Origin of the sequence: Tardiphaga sp. OK246 (assembly GCF_900188215.1) — a bacterium.
GTDB classification, from domain to species: domain Bacteria; phylum Pseudomonadota; class Alphaproteobacteria; order Rhizobiales; family Xanthobacteraceae; genus Tardiphaga; species Tardiphaga robiniae.
The window spans coordinates 931,055-947,903 of record NZ_FZOX01000002.1 but is presented as its reverse complement, the minus strand read 5'-3'; the positions used below and the strand labels follow the sequence as shown (position 1 = coordinate 947,903).

Here is a 16,849-nt window from a genome sequence, read left to right as displayed (position 1 = left end):
CGGGTTTTTCTTTTATGTATGTGATGTGCGGGATGGGTTGAGCGAAGCGAGAACCCAACACCTCGCGCTTGCTCGGTCGAAAGAGGTTTTCGGCGCTATGCGCCTGCGCTCTTCGGCACCGGCGTATTGAGCAGCTGTTGCTCCCACAGATCCGCAATGCCGCTGCCGCCTGCATGCTGCGTCATCACTTCCGTTAGCTTGGCGGCACTCTCAGCCCGCGCCCAGTCGCGCTGCCATTCGGCGGCCACTGCCAGCCAGGTCATCATGTTGGCGCCGGCCGCGATCATGCGCTGGATGGCGACCTGATGGGCCTCGACCGAAACGGCGCCCGAGGCATCGGTGACGACCGTTACGTCCCAGCCCTCGCCGAGGGCCTGGATCGTCGGCATCGCGACGCAGATCTCAGTCCACAGGCCCGCGATGATCAATTGCTTGCGGCCCGTTGCCTTGACGGCGTCCACCGCCTTCGGGTCTTCCCAGGTGTTGATGAAGGTCCGGTCGATCACCTCCTGGCCGGGGAACACGTCGGTGATCTGAGGGAATAAGAGACCGCCACGCTCGGCGAGCACCGAGGTCAGGATGGTGGGAACGCCGAACGCCTTGGCGGCCTTCGCCAGGCCCGCCGTATTGTTGATCACCATCTGCGGTTCATGGCTGTTCACGTTGGCGAGCTGGTAGGGCTGGTGGTCGATCAGAATGAGGACCGAGTCTTCGGGACGAAGGAGCGACGCAAGGCCATTACGAAAGGTCATGAATATATCCTCTGGTGCCGTTGTGAGTGAGATTGGTCTTCTTGATGGGACATGCGCCAACGGCGGCGCTGTCTCGAGGGGGTATTGCCGTTCTTGGGCTTGATGAGGTAGTGCCCTTCCGTGGCAAGCTGTGTTGCGGAATGGGGAACGCCGAATTGGATATCGAAGCGCTCAGGACATTCGTGGAAGTTGCCGATGCCGGGGGCGTTTCGCCCGCTGCGCGTCGGCTCAGCGTCTCCAAGTCGATCGTCAGTCGGCAGCTTGCTCGCATTGAAGCGGAACTTGGCGTGCAGCTTCTCGCACGAACCACGCGCGGCGCTGCGCTCACCGAAGCGGGAGTCGCGTTTCGCGATCATGCAGCGCGAGCTTGCGCCGAGATCGACGCGGCCAGGGAATTGCTCCTGCCTGATGGTGAGCTTTGCGGCCGCTTGCGCATTGCCGTGCCGCTGACTTTCGGCCCAACGCACTTAGCTCCCGTGCTTGCGGACATGGCGCGACGGCACCCGCAGCTCCACATCCATAGCGTCTACAGTGATCGCTTCGTTGATCTCATCGCAGAAGGTTTCGATTGCGCCATCCGGGTTGGCTATCTTCCGGACTCCAACCTGATCGCGCGACACGTCGGGCCAATCTATGGAAAACTGGTCGCCAGCCCGGACTATATCGCAGCGCATGGTTCCCCCGAGACGCCGGACGACCTCGTTGCGCATCAGGCTCTCATGCAGGGCACAGAAGCCTGGCAATTCATGGATGGCGACAAGACAATCACGGTGCGCCCGCAAGGGCGCTTCAAAGCCGATAACGGCACGGCTCTCCGCGCCGCAGCATTGGCAGGACTGGGCATCGCTTGGCTCCCCGATGGCATCACCCATGACGATGTCGCCTCGGGAACGCTTGTTCCGGTCATGACACGCCATCCGCCGCCACCGGCAGGTGTCTATGTCATCCGCCCGCCAAGTCAGCATCCCCCTCGAAAGGTACGAGTCCTCACCGAAATGCTCATCGCGTGTTTCGCAGAGGCTCCGCGCCTTGCGGGCGTGGGTCGCTAGAGCGCAGGCAGGCAGACCTCGACGTTCGGCCAGGCCTGCTGCGAGCAGTCGCGGCCGGCCGAGGCTTAAGTCGCGCGCGGCTTAAATCTCGATCTCGGTGCCGAATTCGACGACCTGCTTGGTCGGCACGCCGAAGAACGCCGCGGAGCGCTCGGCGTTGCGCTGGAGGAACGCGAATACGGTTTCGCGCCACACCGCCATCCCGGCGACCTTGTCGCTGGGAATGATGGTCTCCCGGCCGATGTAATAGGTGATCTCGGCGAGGTCGATGCCGGGCAGCTTACCCTGTTCGGAGGCCAGGCCGAGCCCGTCGGAAATCGTTGGATATTGCATGAAGCCGTAATGCAGGATGACGCGCGTGATCCCTTCAATGACTTCGATAATCTCGGCGCGATCGGCATCCGGGACGCGCGGCACTTCGGAGATCAGCACAGTCACCAGAATGACGCGCTCATGTAGGACGTGGTTGTGCTTGACGAATTGCGTCAGTGCCAGCGGCACGCCATTCGGCATGGATGCCAGGAACACCGCGGTGCCATTGAGGCGCGCATGGCAGCGACTCACGGCCGTCTCGATCAGGTCCTCTTCGGGTTGACGCAGTTTGGCGCGGGCGCTTTCAACGAGTTTGACGCCGCTGCGCCATGTCAGCATCAGGAACGCCACAGCAGCCGCCAAGAACAGCGGAAACCAGCCGCCTTCGAACAGCTTCGTGGAATTGGCGGCGAAGAAGATGCAATCGATGATGAAGAAGAAGCCATTCACCGACACGACGAGAAGCGGCGGATAGCCCCATTGCAGTGCGACCAATGCCGCGAGCAGCGTGGTGATCGCCATCAGCAGCGATACCGCGATGCCATAGGCGCCTGCCAGCGCGTCCGATGTGCCGAAGCTGAGCACGGCGGCCAGTGTCGCCGCCGCCAGCAGCCAGTTCACCAGCGGCACATAGATCTGGCCCATGGCGTGGCTGGTGGTGTGCCGGATCTGCATCCTCGGCAGGAAGCCGAGCTGGATCGATTGCTGCGTCAGCGAGAACACACCGGAGATGATAGCTTGCGAGGCGATCACCGTCGCGACGGTGGCAAAAGCCACCAGCGGGTAGTGCAGCCAGTCCGGCGCCAGTTGATAGAACGGATTGTTGATGGCGGTCGGGTCGGCGATCAGAAGTCCCGCCTGGCCGAAATAGTTCAGCACCAGCGCCGGCAGGGCGATGGCAAACCAGGCGAGCCTGATCGGCATCCGGCCGAAATGGCCCATATCGGCATACATCGCTTCGCCGCCGGTCACGGCAAGGAAGGCAGCGCCGAGAATGGCAAAGCTGATGTGAAAGTCCTGATGGATCAGGAATTCGAAGGCATAGAGCGGACTGACGGCAGCGAGCACGCCGGGCGATTGCACGATGCCATGGATGCCGAGCAGCGCGAGCACGGCAAACCAGCCCAGCATCACTGGTCCGAAGATGCCGCCGATGAAACCGGTGCCCTTGCTCTGCATCAGAAACAGCCCGATCAGAATGATGACGGTGAGCGGCACCACGGCCGGCGCAAGCGACGGTGCATCGACCTTAAGGCCTTCAATGGCTGAAAGCACCGAGATCGCCGGCGTGATGGCGCCATCGCCATAGAGCAGGGCGGCACCAACGAGGCCGACGACCAGCAGATGTATGCGCCATGTACCCGGCTCTGCGTTGCGCGCGTGGAGCAGTGCCAACAGCGCGACGATGCCGCCTTCGCCGCGATTGTCGGCGCGCAGAATTAGAAGCGCGTATTTCAGGGAGATAATGAGGATCAACGCCCAGAGGATCAGCGACACTACGCCGAGCGTTGCTTCGGACGTGAGAGGCCCGCCATGGGCCGCTGCCTTCACGGCTTCCTTCAATGCGTAAAGGGGGCTGGTGCCGATATCGCCATAGACGACGCCGAGCGCGCCGATCGTTGCCGTGAGAGGAAGTCCGCCAGAGTGGCCTGGCGATGCGGCTGGGATGGCGGTCACTGGCAGCCCTCACGGGACTCGCGCTTTCACGATCGCGCTTGACCGGCAGTCTGCGACGTTGCGTCGCGAATTGCTATGAAATTAGTTGAAGTAGCTGTCGCGAGAATTTCACTGAACTATGCATCGCGCGCGTTGGGGGAGTGTAGTTCGATTGCCCGGATTAAGTATCAGTACACCCCGGCTCTGACCGGGGTGCGGTATCCTTTGCCGCTTAGCGACGCTCGGTGGTCACGAGGCGGACTTCGCGGACAGTGATCGTCTTGCTGGCTGCGTTACGCAGGCAGGAGGCCTCGAAGTTCGGCCAAGCCTGCTCGGAGCAGTTGCGACCTACCGTGTGGATGTCCAGGCGGTCGGCCTTGGCGAGGGCCACCGGCACCGACGCCTCGACCTTCGGCGCAAAGCCCGGCAGAACGGTGAGGGCGGCTGCGATGAAAGCTGCGACGGCAACTGCTGAGAGAGTCTTGATCATGACGGTCCCCTGTCATTCGGGCCGTTTTGGCCCGGTTTGTTTGTCGCTTCCTGTGCTTGCCTGATTAATCAGGCCTGGTTTCAGGAAGTTGTCGTGTCCGGGCAAAGTGGTTTCATCCGGCCCGGTTTGTGTTTCGTCCGTACGCGCATAACGACACATGAGGCTCGAAAGCCCAATGTTTTCAATATCGTTGCTGCGTACCCAGTAGACGCGCTGACCCGGCATCCGGTTCGAGCCCTGTCCGAAAATAAACATCGGCCATTCGGCCCCCGCGGGCGGAACCAAGTCGGCTTGCGGCTCGAACGGGGGCGGGGTAGGAGGGGGAATGCCCCGTATCGCGCTTTATCCCGGTTCATTCGATCCCGTCACCAATGGCCATCTCGATGTGGTCCGCCATGCCGTTGGCCTGTGCGACAAGCTCGTGGTCGCGATCGGCGTGCACCCCGGCAAGAAGCCGCTGTTCTCGACGGACGAGCGGCTGGAGATGGTGAAGCAGGTGTTCGGACCGCTGGCCTCGGCCGCCGGCTGCGAATTCGACTGCACGACCTATGACAATCTCACCACCACACTGGCGCAGCAGATCGGTGCGACCATCATGATCCGCGGGCTGCGCGACGGCACCGATCTCGATTACGAGATGCAGATCGTCGGCATGAACGAGACCATGGCGCCGGATGTGCAGACGGTATTTCTTCCGGCCTCGGTGAGCGTCCGCCCGATCACCGCCACACTGGTCCGGCAAATCGCCGCCATGGGCGGCGACGTTTCGGCTTTCGTTCCGGACGCGGTTGCCAAGAGCCTCAAGTCCAAATTCGCCGCTTAATCAAACGCCGGCTGACCGGCTTTCTCTGATCCGGAGTTTCCATGATCCGTATAGTCGCACTTGCTGCCGCGCTGATGTTCGCGGCTCCCGCTTTCGCGCAGGCTCCGGCAGCCCTTCCGGCTGGCCTCGACAAGGCCAATTCGGTCGTGATCGACACGACCAAGGGCCGGATCATCATCAAGCTGCGCACCGATATCGCCCCGCAGCACGCCGAGCGCATCAAGCTGCTCGCCCGCGAAGGCTACTACAACAACGTACCGTTCCACCGCGTGATGGACGGCTTCATGGCGCAGACCGGTGATGGCAAGAACTTCAACGGCACCGGCGGATCGAAGTATCCGAACCTGAAGGCCGAATTCTCGCAGGTGCCGTACAAGCGCGGCGTTGTTGGCATGGCACGTGCCGGCGATCCGGATTCGGCCAATTCGCAGTTCTTCATTATGTTCGCCGAAGGTTCGTCGCTGAACGGCAAATACACCGTGGTTGGCGACGTCGTCGCTGGCATGGACGTGGTGGACAAGCTCAAGAAGGCGCCTCCCGGCTCGGCCAGTGGTGCCGTGACCGACCCTGACAAGATGGTCAAGGTTCAGGTCGCTTCCGACATCAAGTGAGCATCATGATGCCGCGATGCAGGGTGATTGCTCTGCTCGCGGCATCATTGCTGTCTGGCGTCCTTCAGGCGCATCCGGCGTCGGGGCAATCTGACGCCGTGAGTACGCTGGAGGGCATGTTCGGAAGGCTGAAAGCGTGCTGGCATCCGCCTGCCTTGCCGCGAGGCCATCCGGGCATGGAGATCACGGTACTGTTCAGCTTCAAGCGATCCGGTGAACTTCTCGGAAGGCCGCGAATTACCTTCGAGACGCCGGATGCCTCCGAGGCCGACAGCGTTGCCTACCGAACGGCTGTGATGGAGACATTGCAACATTGCACGCCGATGCCATTTACCGGGGGCCTTGGCGACGCGGTCGCTGGACGCCCCTTCCGAGTGCGGTTTGACGACCGCCGAAACCAACCCAAACCAGTAGAGAGACGAGCATGGCTGTTACCGAGAATACTTTGATCCTTGAAACCACCCAGGGTCCCGTCACCATCGAGATGCGCCCGGATCTGGCACCGGGCCATGTCGCCCGTATCAAGGAGCTCGTGCGCGAAGGCTTCTACGACGGTATCGTCTTCCACCGTGTCATCGACGGCTTCATGGCGCAGACCGGCTGTCCGCAGGGCACCGGCACCGGCGGTTCGGGCAAGAAGCTGAAGGCCGAATTCAATAACGAGCCGCATGTGCGTGGCACGCTGTCGATGGCCCGCGCGGCCAGCCCGGATTCCGGCGACAGCCAGTTCTTCATCTGCTTCGACGACGCGTCGTTCCTCAACAAGCAGTACACTGTCTGGGGCAAGGTCACCGAAGGCATGGAGAACGTCGACAAGATCAAGCGCGGCGAGCCGGTGCAGAACCCCGACAAGATCGTCAAGGCGCATATGGCTGCCGACGCGGCTGCCTAAGTTAAGCTCCTCCCTCACGTTCGTCATGCCCGGGGCAGCGCGAAGCGAACTTCGCTAGTTGTCCCGGGCATCCACGTTTTATAGGCATCAACACCAAGGCGTGGATGGCCGGGATAAGCCCGGCCATGACGGAGTGGGAATAACTACAAACCCATGCGTACCGATATCTTCGATTTCGAACTTCCGCCTGAGAACATTGCGCTGCGGCCTGCCAGCCCGCGCGACGCCGCGCGGCTACTTGTCGTTCAGCCGGGTATCGGCGTGCAGGATCATGTCGTCTCGGATCTGCCGACCTGGCTGAAGCCCGGCGATCAGCTGGTCGTCAATGACACCAGGGTTATCTCGGCGCAGCTCAGCGGCCGTCGCATCGGCCGCGAGACCGAACCGAAGATCGATGTGACGCTGATCAAGCGCCTCGACGGTTCGCGCTGGCAGGCGCTGGTACGGCCTGCAAAGAAGCTCGTCGAAGGCGATACGGTGCGCTTCGGCAATGAAGGCCGCGTCTGCCTGCTCGGACATCTCGACGCCCAGGTCGAGCAGAAGGGCGACGCCGGCGAGATCATCTTCTCTTTCTCGTTTCACGGCCCGGCGCTGGATCAGGCGATCGCCGAACTCGGCGCGCCGCCGCTGCCGCCTTACATAGCCGGAAAACGCGCTCCGGACGAGCGTGACACGGCCGATTATCAAACCATGTTCGCCGCCAATGACGGCGCCGTCGCCGCACCGACGGCGGGACTGCATTTCACGCCGGCACTGGAAGCCGCTCTGAAGGCGCGGGGCGTCGGCCTGCATCGCATCACGCTGCATGTCGGAGCAGGGACGTTCCTGCCGGTGAAGGTCGACGACACCGCCGAGCACAAGATGCATTCCGAGTGGGGTACGATCTCGCGCGCAACGGCGGATGCGTTGAACGCAGCGCATGCGGCCGGCGGACGCGTGGTTGCCGTTGGCACAACCTCAATGCGTCTGCTGGAAAGCGCGACGTCCGAGGACGGCGTTATTCATCCGTTCGCCGACGAGACTGCGATCTTCATCACGCCCGGTTATCGCTTCCGCGCCGTCGATATCATGCTCACCAATTTCCATCTGCCGCGTTCGACGCTGTTCATGCTGGTCTCCGCCTTTGCCGGCATGGATACGATGAAGCAGGCCTATGCCCATGCCATCGCGACCGGCTATCGTTTCTATTCATACGGCGACGCCAGTCTGCTGTTTCGGGACACACGCAATCAATGACCGTCGCCAATCATTTCGAACTGCTGCACACTGACGGCACGGCACGCAGGGGCCAGCTGACGACGCCGCATGGCGTGGTGCGCACACCGGCCTTCATGCCGGTCGGCACCCTCGGTGCGATGAAGAGCCTGCACTGGCGCGATGTGCGCGATGCCGGCGCCGATATCGTGCTGGGCAACACCTATCACCTGATGCTGCGTCCCGGTGCCGAACGCGTCGCGTCGTTCGGCGGCCTGCAGAAATTCACGACCTGGAATGGTCCGATGCTAACCGACTCCGGCGGCTTCCAGGTGATGTCGCTGGCGCAGCTGCGCAAGGTGACGGAGCAGGGCGTCACGTTCCGCTCACATATCGACGGTGCGAAGTTCGAACTGACCCCGGAGCGCGCCATCGAGATCCAGCGGCTGCTGAATTCGGACATCGCGATGCAGCTCGACGAATGCGTCCGGCTGCCAGCGGAACATGCCGATATCGACCGCGCGATGCAGTTGTCGCTGCGCTGGGCCGAGCGCTGCAAGCGCGCCTTCGAGACGGCGCCTGACGGTTACATGCTGTTCGGCATCGCGCAGGGAGGCGATGTGCCGGAACTGCGCCGCGCCAGCGCACAGGGGCTGATCGATATCGGCTTTCATGGCTATGCGATCGGCGGTCTTGCCGTGGGCGAACCGCAGGCGGTGATGCTGGCGATGATCGAGGAGGTGGTTCCGATCCTCCCCTCGGACCGGCCGCGCTATCTGATGGGTGTCGGCACGCCGGATGACATGCTGGAAGCGGTGGCGCGCGGCGTCGACATGTTCGACTGCGTGATGCCGACGCGTAACGGCCGCCACGGCATGGCCTTCACACGCTACGGTCAGATCAATATGCGCAATGCGCGGCATCAGGATGATCCGCGTCCGCTGGACGAAGAGAGCACCTGGCCGGCCGCGCGAGACTATTCGCGCGCCTATCTGCATCATCTGGTGCGATCAGGTGAGACCCTCGGCGCGATGCTGCTGTCGGAAATCAACATCGCCTATTACCAGAGCCTGATGCAGGGCATCCGCGCAGCCATCGAGGCCGGAACGTTCGAAGAGTTTCGGGCGCATACGCGCGAGGGCTGGGCACGCGGCGACATTCCGCCGCGGTAACCGGAGGTCAACTAGGTCGCCTTCACCGGTTCCGACTTCACCGGCCAGTCGATCATCCGTGCCTCGGCCGGCAGCCAGGTCCGGTGGTTTGCAGGTTCATCAATCGTTTGTCTCGCGGTCACCGGCCGCAAGCATTTCCATGGCCTTGTATTGCCGGAAAAACCTGCGGCTCGGGCGAGCTGGGAATCCTGCCCATCGCTCTCCTGTGGGCACGTCGCGCGTGACGCCGCTTGCACCGGCTATCTGTGCGCCGTCGCCGATCGTCAGATGAGGAGCAATTCCGGTCTGGCCGCCTATTGCAACAAAACTCCCGAGAGTTGCGGACCCGGCAATTCCGACTTGCGCGGCGATGAGGCAGTGCCTGCCAATCGTCACGTTGTGGGCGACTTGTACGAGGTTATCGAGCTTCGTGCCTTCGCCGATAAACGTGTTACGGGTCGACCCGCGATCGATGGTCGTGTTTGCGCCTATTTCGACGCAGTCCTCAATAATGACGCCTCCGACCTGGAGTATTTTTATATGTCCGCCTTTGTCAGGCACGAATCCGAAGCCGTCCTGCCCGATCGATACGCCTGGATGGACAATGACGTGATTGCCGACAGTTGCGTGCGCGATGATAGCGCCGGCGCCGACCGAGCTATGGCTCCCGATGGTGACGTCCGGGCCGATCACGACGTTTGACCCGATATAAGTGCGTTCACCGATCCTGGCCCGGGGACCGATTACTGCACCGGGATCGATGGTAGCCCCGCAATCGATCATGGCCGAAGCATGAATCGTGGCGTTTGGAGAAATGCCGTCGGTCTCGAAGAGTGACCCCGGGATAGCCGCTCCTGGATAGAGCAACGCGAGGATCCTCGAGTAAATCAAATACGGCTGAGGTGTCACAAAAGAGTAGGTCTCCTTTGGAACGGATGCGCTGAAGCGCGGGGAGACGAGACAAGCGCCTGCATTCGTCTGCCTCAAGGCCTCAAGATACTTGTGATTGTCCATATAGCTGAGCTCGCCGCGGCGCGCTGTCTCTAGCGCCGCACCAGCCGAAATGAGGAAATCTTTTGTAACAAAAAGTAAGCCCGCGATGCCCGCGACCTCACTAGCGGTGATCGTGCGCTTAGGCACGAAGAAGGGAATTTGACCGGTCATGACCGACTCCAGTGCGGGTATCCCCTCGACCCGAGAGACGGCTTCTCCGCTGTAGACCCGATAGCTGGTTAGCACGGCTTGGGAACATCAGAAATGGCGAAGGTGTGACTGCGGCGTGGTCGTTACTTGGTGCACGCGTGACGGTGCAGAAATCGTTTGCGCAGATTGCTGACCTTGACGCGTGCCGATGCTGCGCCAACGTAGACGCCGGTCGAGATGATATGCTGAGCCTCGGCGCGAGCGGCTGCTTTTGTTTGGAGCGTCAATGACGCATGGGCGATACTGGCAGCGTTCGCCTTACTGGGCGTTTTGGTTGTGCCATCCGCGTGGAAAGCAGCCCTCGGCGGGCAAGCAGAGGCACGGTGAATGTGATAGTCACAATCGGTGGCTTCCTCGGATCGCGGAGCAATCCAAGATCGGTTCACGCTGGCCCGCGCGAACAGCGCTAGTTGCTGTGCGCGCCAGTCTAGTGTGTCCATTAGACGGACTGTAAGTCATTGATTTTTCAGCACAGGCTTTTCCAGTTTCTCCGGGGTATGTCCGCCATTCCTAGACAAGTGTGACCATCGAAAATGCGAAGGGCACAAAAAAAGCCCCCTGATCGGGAGCTTTAGATCGTGACGCGGAGGTCAGCGATAGATTGCGACGTCCGACCGGAGGTAAAATGTTGAATGGAGACCGTCCATTCCTGGAACAGGCATGACGTTCAAAGCGTCCAATTCACGGCGCAATCGTGTTACCCCTCGGCTGAGCTTCTTGCTAAGATTCCAAAGGGTAACATACTGTTCGTCAAAGCGGTCGACGTCCGCTGTAGAAAATCTGAGCCGGCTCAGGCCGCTTAACGGATCAAGGACCTTTCGGCTCGCAATGAGATGAAGTGCGGCCAACTTACGCAAGGTCGGAGGAGCGATGCGAAGCTTCTGGCTCGCTTCCGGAACAGACAATCCTTCTGGCGGAGTTCTTCCCAAAGCTGCAGCCACGTCAGCGGGATATACCAAAAGTGATGCCAATCCCGTCAAGCCGACATGGTGCCCGACCCACCTAAGCTTTTTGTCAATGATCATCCGGATGATCTTCGCGATCTTACATCGGGTTCGAGCCGTTGCGCTCTTGAGGGTGACCATCTCTGAAGTGGGTTGGATCACCGGTTCGGTGCCGTCCATTAGGATCTGCAAAAATTCGTCCAAATCATCGCTATAAAAGCGTAACCCGTGATATCCTTGATCGACCCGATGCCGCTTCAGACGCCCGCTATCAAGAACGGCGTTCATGATGCTTTCAGATGCGCCGAGTCGCTCCTGCGCTTCCAGCAACGAGACGGATTGCATTGCGCGCTCGACCGTAGCTTCGGCTTGGCTCGCCTCAAACATAGCTTCCTGGCCGTTGGGTTGCCGGTTCACGGAAAAGCCAGCAGCAATCATGATGTGTTCGATGCGCTTCCACGAGCATCGGAACTGTTTGGAGAGCGACCACACTGAATGAAATTGTCGTGCGTTGATGCCCACTCCCATAATCTCGTCACCCGGCCCGAGAGGAAACTTGGAGGGCGCATGTTCGACGACGATGTCACGGACTTCTCGAAAGGCCGGATCGTCCGCAAGAAGAGACAAGCGTGTGTAAACACGACCATACGCACGATAAGGGGAGAAGTTTTTGTTATTCGGAACAAACTTGGCGTGCAGCTTGGAAAGGAAATTTTCGATTCCGACCGAGCCGTTTCGGACGATTTCGAAACCGGCGTCGCCGGCGGCGTACTTCTGTTCATCGTTGAGGTCGCGAACTGCGGCGTTTCCAAAAAGCGCCGCGCATCCGAACAAATGAGCGGTCTGTTCGGCGGCAAAGAAGGGAAGGCGGTCGAGCCAAGAACCAGCAGTGCCGTTGTTCAAACGGTCGACAAGGTAAAGCTCAAGCTTCGATGCAGGCCGACGGACCGCGCGGTCCATGAGCGCAGGCAGATCCTTCAAGATCGGAGCAACGAGCTTCGTCCAATCGTGGCGGATATGCTGGTTCTTTTCTTCCGCCACTGGCGTCAGCGCGATTCCGTGGTCAATACAGGTCCCGATGGCTCGCAACGTCCATTGAATACGACTGCGGATGGCGACCGTGGGGTCCAGGTCTCCGCGATCAACATCTGCCTGCAGACATGCCGGACAAATGAAGAGACGAGACAGATGCCGGGACTTTACGCCCAATTCCTGTCCGCCGAGATCGAGATTCCCGCCCATCGGTTTCGGCGAATTCCGGAGGAGCCGATCGAAATCGGCTCCGCTGACTTCGGCGAGTTGGGCGATCGCCTTGTGACACCCGCGCTCCAAGGCGATGAACCGAAAAGCCATGTCGGAGCCAAGCTTGCGGCCATCTTGGAAGTTGCGTGCAGCCAGACGCGAGGCAAAGTAGATCGTCGGCTCATCGTCCATGAGAGGAATCGTCAAAGCGAGAGCGAGAGTCATTACGATTTTGCCTTGCGCTTGCGGCTGATGGGAGCGGGCGGGGGAGCTTCCACCGCCTTTTCGAACATCTTGGCGCAGTCGATCATGTGCCAGTTCGCTGCGAGGAAAGGATTGCGATCAGCGCTGAACGAGGTCTTCTTGGCGAAAACGGTCGCAAAGTGTTCGTTGGTCAGCTGATCGGAGCCGTTTTCGAGGGCATTCTCGATTGCCAATTGGGTCAGCACGATCGAATAGCCGTAGGCTTTCAATGCCGCGCGGGAAAGGCGGGCGATGAAGTCGGCGTTGTCGATTTCGGATCTGCGGAAGTCCGCGAGACCGGCGGCGTTCACGTAGGTGCCGACCATCCGGCGGATGTCGTCGTGTTTTTCGGGGGTAATGCCCTCGAAAGGCAGGATGGCCAAGCGGCGAAAGAGCTGCGCATCGTGCTGGACGAACGGCACGAGAGTAGCGACGCCGGACAGGATCAAAGTGATCCGACGATTGTACATCGCGTTCTTGAGCGTGTCGGCCATCTGCTGGAGGTCCTTCTCCGGCATGTTGTGGACGACGTGCTGCATCTCGTCGAAATGGACGATGAACTTGCGCATGGCCTGCAGACGATCAAACGCCTTTTCCCACAGGCGATGGGCAGCCATGTCACGCTCGAGTGCGTATCCGGTCGCCCTCAGGAGCGCGCGAGCGAGCTGCATAGAGGTGCACGGGCTGGGGACGGAAACACTAACCAGCGGCGAGGCGGAAGCGGGATCGGCGTAGCCGGCCAGCACCGGATGCGTGTTGAAATAGCGCTCGAGCGACTTGGACTTGCCGACACCGGTCGGGCCGACGAGCACGAGACCGCTGCCGCGGCCGCGATTCTCGAAAGAGGGCGGGAGATTGGTGTTCTCCCGCTGCACGGCGTTGGCAATCAACGTCCCCATGGCAGTTGACAGATGGGCATCACGGGCGGTCTTCAGGAACTTCGCACGGATAGTTTCCATGACGGTGAAGTTCTGGGTGCTTGCGGCGTCGGCGTAGAGAAGCGCGACGGAATCGGTGCGGGCGGGCGGCGAAACGTGGGTGGTCATGGTCATCCGGTCCTTGGTTGGGTCCCGCCGCGCGGTTGCACGGCGGGTCGGCGAGAAAAGGTGGTTAGTCTTCGAGATCGCCCCAAGCCTCGTCCGCCAGGTCATCGGCGCCAGGGGGAGTGATAGAAGGCAGCGGAGTCGGAGCGGTCGCGTCGGCAGTGACAACGGCGGAAGTGGTAGGCTGACCGTCGTCGTGCGCCGCGGGGAAGGCGGATCCGAGAATGTCGCCCGCGGGCTTCGTGGAGGATGCCTGATCGCTGACGATCTTGAACCCGAGAGCCAGGGTGGCCTCGACGTGGTTCAGCTCTTCCTTGGTCGGGCGATCCGCGGAGATTGCAGTGACGTGCATGGCATGCTTGGCCATCTTGGCAATGTCGCGGATTGCGGCGTGGACGATATGTTCGTTCACGCGAGCACCTGCCTGGTGACGTCGCTTGAGATCCGTGACGATCTCCGTCCAGGTGTGCAGGTCCATGCCACGAAGCCCCTCGCGGATGGACGGGACTGCATTCCAGCCGTTTCCGAACCAGACCGAGACATGGCCGATGTCCGATGCGTCGAAGCGGACCTTAAGTTCGCAGGAGCCGACCTGCTCGTACCAAGCGTGGAGCTCCTTGGAATGGTACTGGTTGCCAGCCATGACGACGCCGCTCTGGTCGAGGGCACGCTCCAGTTCGACCCCGAAGATGTTGCGGCGCTGGTGCGGGGTCGGGCAGGCGTTCACACCGAATTCTTCGACGAGATCCTTCCAGGCGTTGTAAGGCGTTTTGCCTTCCAGTCCCGAGTGGGGAGTGTGATGATAGACATCGACCACCCAGCGGGTGAAAATCTGGGGCAGTTGTGCAGAAAAGATGGATGCCCGTTCTTCGGCCTTGTACTCGCCCTTATCAACGACGTTACTGAACGAGCGTCCGGTGAAGTGCGGCATCAGGCTGGTGTGCATGGTACCGAACACCCGCTCCACGTGCCCGCGGAGGTGGGAAAGTCCGGCGGGGGCGTTTTCATAGACGATGCCGCAGGTTGCGAGCACGTTGTGGAATGCCTCATGCAAGAACATCGAACCGGCGTCGGGCGAGGCAAGGCTCGGCGGTCCCTGCATCGGCCAATCGGACTTGCAACCGGCCGCCGCTGCGATCGAATTTTTATCGGTGACAGCCATCGACAACGTTGCGATGGCGGTCTGGTGGTCCGAGCGGGAAGAAATTCGAAAGCCGAGAACACAGCGCGTTGCAACGTCGAGAATGAGGCACACCTTAAGACGCTGGGTCTGCAGGTACTTGCGGTCTTCTTCCGTCATGAGTTCATCGAGCCCAAGGGCGCTCGCGATCGTGTGCAACTGGATCGTCCATTCGTCGATCTGCACGTGCTGGAGGGGGCGGGTGACGTCGAGGCCGCCACTGACCATGGCGAACTTGGTCCGGGCGTTGGCAATCCCATAACGGCTGGCGTAAACCTCGAACGCGTTGAGGCTCTTGATCTTCCGGGAAAGAGTTTCCTTTCCGGGGCACGCGTAGCGGGGCAGGCCGTTTGCCTCACGATCGACATTGAGTGCCGCGATCTCCGCCTGCATCGTCTTGTAGATAAGGTTGACGGTCGGCCGCTCCAAGTTGCAATACGAGACGGCGTGCTTGATCAACACACGGAGCATCTCCGGGTCCATGTTGGAGATGCGGTTGCCGCAGAAGCGAAACTTGTTGCGCAGCGCAAGGGTATTCGCACCGTGTTTTTCGTACTGCTTCAGCCAGCGACGGAGCGAGCGCGCGGAAGGCCGCTTCGGCCATTCATCCGGATTGGGACGGTTGCAATGGGCCTCCAGCTTGGGCCGGGCTTCCTCGATCTTCGCGATTGCATCCTTGATGCACTCGTCCGTGCGCTTGACGGCCTTGTCGGCGGCCTCGCGCTTGAGGAAGTTCGTAACGAAGTATTCGCGGCGGCGCATCTCGAAGACTTCCGCGGCGGGAAGGTCCGACAGGGTGTTAACGCCTGCGAGAAGACGGGCGTTCGCGCGGCCGGACTCGTACCAATTCCTGTCGATGCTCATCTCTCCGGCATCGATCAGCTCCTTGATCTGCTTATGCGTGAACTCCTCGCGCAGCTCTACCTTCTCGTGAGCGCGAACAAGAATGTAGCCGAGTGGAGTCTGCTCGGCGACGCGGCGCTCGCTGTTCTTCAGGATGATGCGGTCGTGGGGGGCGATGATGATCTTCATGACGGTCGTCTCCAAAAAAATGACGCAGGGGCCTGATGCGTCAGCCGATGGGCTGACGCATGTTGTTGGTGATCGGACGAGCTTGAGGGTAGTTAGGTTCTGGAGGGAGCCACTGCAGGTGCCGAACGAACGAGCGAGGCGTAAGTAATGCGCTCACCGGGATGCACTGCTGCCAACTGACCATTCACGATGAGGCGAACGATCGAACGGAATCCCATAGCGCCCAGGCCGCTGAACGCCACCAGATCTGCGATGCGTGCGGAACCTACGATCTCGGCAGCGATCGTTGCCATCTTTTCGTCGTGTTCCTTGTTCGGGAAACGGCAGAAGTCGAAGGCCTGGGTTGCGTTATAGCGATCCGCGTAGGCGAAATCGGCATCCGTTACCAAGTGAACCGAAATGTTCGAGTTGGGCGGCAACTGCGCGACGATGAGGCCGAGCGTGCGCTTGATCCGCGAACGCTCGACGCGTGCGGCAGGCTTCACCGCCACATAGATGTGGCGTCCGTCGCGGGTGATCACGAGGAAGTCGAACGTGTGACGGCGCAGGACGTCGCCATCACGATAGGTGATAGCCGTCGGCTGCTCGATGATCTTTGCGGTCTCCGGACGCAGCGCCAGCATGAACAGGACCACCAGTTCGAGATGACTCTCAAAATGGACAATGCGGTTCTGAACGATGGCGAAGCCGCGACAGGTCTCGCGCGACTTCAGTGCGGGGAAGCGAGATGCGAGGGAAGGGGCGGGCGGGTTGTCGTAGTTCACAGTGACCTCCAGACGGACCTCAAGCGTTCCCGGGAATCCATTCCCGACCGGCTTGAGTGCTGATTTCGATTTTGGTGAGTTGATCGAAGATGCAGTGACGTCGCGGAGTTTGCCGCGACGTCAGCTGGCTATGAGGTCGTCAAAACGATGGTTGCTGTTGATCACGGCGATATCTCCTCGTCCGGACGCAGGGAGCGCCGGATAGCCTTCATTCGACAACGCTGGCGGCAAGCCGCCAGACCGTCAGGCCGATATGTTGAGGATCGCC

The 16,849-nt window shown here is 60.9% G+C and carries 16 protein-coding genes; 7 read left to right on the top strand and 9 right to left on the bottom strand.

Annotated features, from left to right (window positions below; genetic code table 11):
- Positions 1–95 precede the first annotated feature (95 nt).
- Positions 96–752 (bottom strand): hydrolase, encoded by a 657-nt coding sequence (locus CHC01_RS11875; RefSeq protein ID WP_089264452.1) that lies wholly within the window; start codon positions 750–752, stop codon positions 96–98.
- Between the two features lie 155 nt (positions 753–907).
- On the opposite strand from CHC01_RS11875, the gene CHC01_RS11870 reads away from it, so the two are divergent.
- A complete protein-coding gene (locus CHC01_RS11870) occupies positions 908–1,801 on the top strand; it encodes a LysR family transcriptional regulator (protein WP_089264716.1) in 894 nt (297 codons plus the stop codon).
- An 81-nt stretch (positions 1,802–1,882) separates the two neighbouring features.
- Here CHC01_RS11870 and CHC01_RS11865 read toward each other — a convergent pair whose 3' ends face one another.
- From CHC01_RS11865 to CHC01_RS31915, 3 genes are all read right to left on the bottom strand, one after another.
- Positions 1,883–3,790: a potassium transporter Kup gene (locus tag CHC01_RS11865; RefSeq protein WP_089264451.1), complete on the bottom strand. Its 1,908-nt coding sequence runs from the start codon at positions 3,788–3,790 to the stop codon at positions 1,883–1,885.
- A 211-nt stretch (positions 3,791–4,001) separates the two neighbouring features.
- Positions 4,002–4,259: a hypothetical protein gene (locus CHC01_RS11860; protein WP_089264450.1), complete on the bottom strand. Its 258-nt coding sequence runs from the start codon at positions 4,257–4,259 to the stop codon at positions 4,002–4,004.
- Between the two features lie 12 nt (positions 4,260–4,271).
- Complete coding sequence (locus CHC01_RS31915) at positions 4,272–4,514, bottom strand: hypothetical protein (protein ID WP_141137090.1); 243 nt, start codon at positions 4,512–4,514, stop codon at positions 4,272–4,274.
- A 70-nt stretch (positions 4,515–4,584) separates the two neighbouring features.
- Here CHC01_RS31915 and coaD point away from each other — a divergent pair, with 70 nt between their 5' ends.
- From coaD to tgt, 6 genes are all read left to right on the top strand, one after another.
- Complete coding sequence (gene coaD, locus CHC01_RS11855; protein WP_089264449.1) at positions 4,585–5,082, top strand: pantetheine-phosphate adenylyltransferase; 498 nt, start codon at positions 4,585–4,587, stop codon at positions 5,080–5,082.
- Positions 5,083–5,123: 41 nt separating this feature from the next.
- On the top strand, positions 5,124–5,693 hold the full coding sequence (locus tag CHC01_RS11850) for a peptidylprolyl isomerase (protein WP_089264448.1): 570 nt from the start codon (positions 5,124–5,126) through the stop codon (positions 5,691–5,693).
- 5 nt (positions 5,694–5,698) lie between these two features.
- Positions 5,699–6,142 (top strand): UCP034077 family protein, encoded by a 444-nt coding sequence (locus tag CHC01_RS33490; protein ID WP_089264715.1) that lies wholly within the window; start codon positions 5,699–5,701, stop codon positions 6,140–6,142.
- On the top strand, positions 6,118–6,585 hold the full coding sequence (locus CHC01_RS11840; protein WP_089264447.1) for a peptidylprolyl isomerase: 468 nt from the start codon (positions 6,118–6,120) through the stop codon (positions 6,583–6,585). Before CHC01_RS33490 ends, CHC01_RS11840 begins: the two co-directional genes overlap by 25 nt.
- A 153-nt stretch (positions 6,586–6,738) precedes the next feature.
- On the top strand, positions 6,739–7,821 hold the full coding sequence (gene queA, locus CHC01_RS11835; RefSeq protein WP_089264446.1) for a tRNA preQ1(34) S-adenosylmethionine ribosyltransferase-isomerase QueA: 1,083 nt from the start codon (positions 6,739–6,741) through the stop codon (positions 7,819–7,821).
- On the top strand, positions 7,818–8,951 hold the full coding sequence (tgt, locus tag CHC01_RS11830) for a tRNA guanosine(34) transglycosylase Tgt (protein ID WP_089264445.1): 1,134 nt from the start codon (positions 7,818–7,820) through the stop codon (positions 8,949–8,951). Before queA ends, tgt begins: the two co-directional genes overlap by 4 nt.
- Before the next feature lie 99 nt (positions 8,952–9,050).
- Here tgt and lpxD read toward each other — a convergent pair whose 3' ends face one another.
- From lpxD to CHC01_RS11805, 5 genes are all read right to left on the bottom strand, one after another.
- The gene (gene lpxD / locus CHC01_RS11825; RefSeq protein ID WP_089264714.1) at positions 9,051–10,094 is read right to left on the bottom strand and encodes a UDP-3-O-(3-hydroxymyristoyl)glucosamine N-acyltransferase; all 1,044 of its coding nucleotides are present in this window, start codon (positions 10,092–10,094) and stop codon (positions 9,051–9,053) included.
- A gap of 629 nt (positions 10,095–10,723) precedes the next feature.
- Positions 10,724–12,511, bottom strand: a complete 1,788-nt coding sequence (locus CHC01_RS11820) for a TniQ family protein (RefSeq protein ID WP_176454565.1) — start codon at positions 12,509–12,511, stop codon at positions 10,724–10,726.
- Positions 12,512–12,543: 32 nt separating this feature from the next.
- Positions 12,544–13,608, bottom strand: coding sequence for an ATP-binding protein (locus CHC01_RS11815; RefSeq protein ID WP_176454564.1), 1,065 nt, complete (start codon positions 13,606–13,608; stop codon positions 12,544–12,546).
- 64 nt (positions 13,609–13,672) lie between these two features.
- Complete coding sequence (locus CHC01_RS11810; RefSeq protein ID WP_089264442.1) at positions 13,673–15,817, bottom strand: TnsB C-terminal domain-containing protein; 2,145 nt, start codon at positions 15,815–15,817, stop codon at positions 13,673–13,675.
- A 92-nt stretch (positions 15,818–15,909) separates the two neighbouring features.
- Positions 15,910–16,581, bottom strand: a complete 672-nt coding sequence (locus CHC01_RS11805; protein ID WP_089264441.1) for a TnsA endonuclease N-terminal domain-containing protein — start codon at positions 16,579–16,581, stop codon at positions 15,910–15,912.
- Positions 16,582–16,849 lie beyond the last annotated feature (268 nt).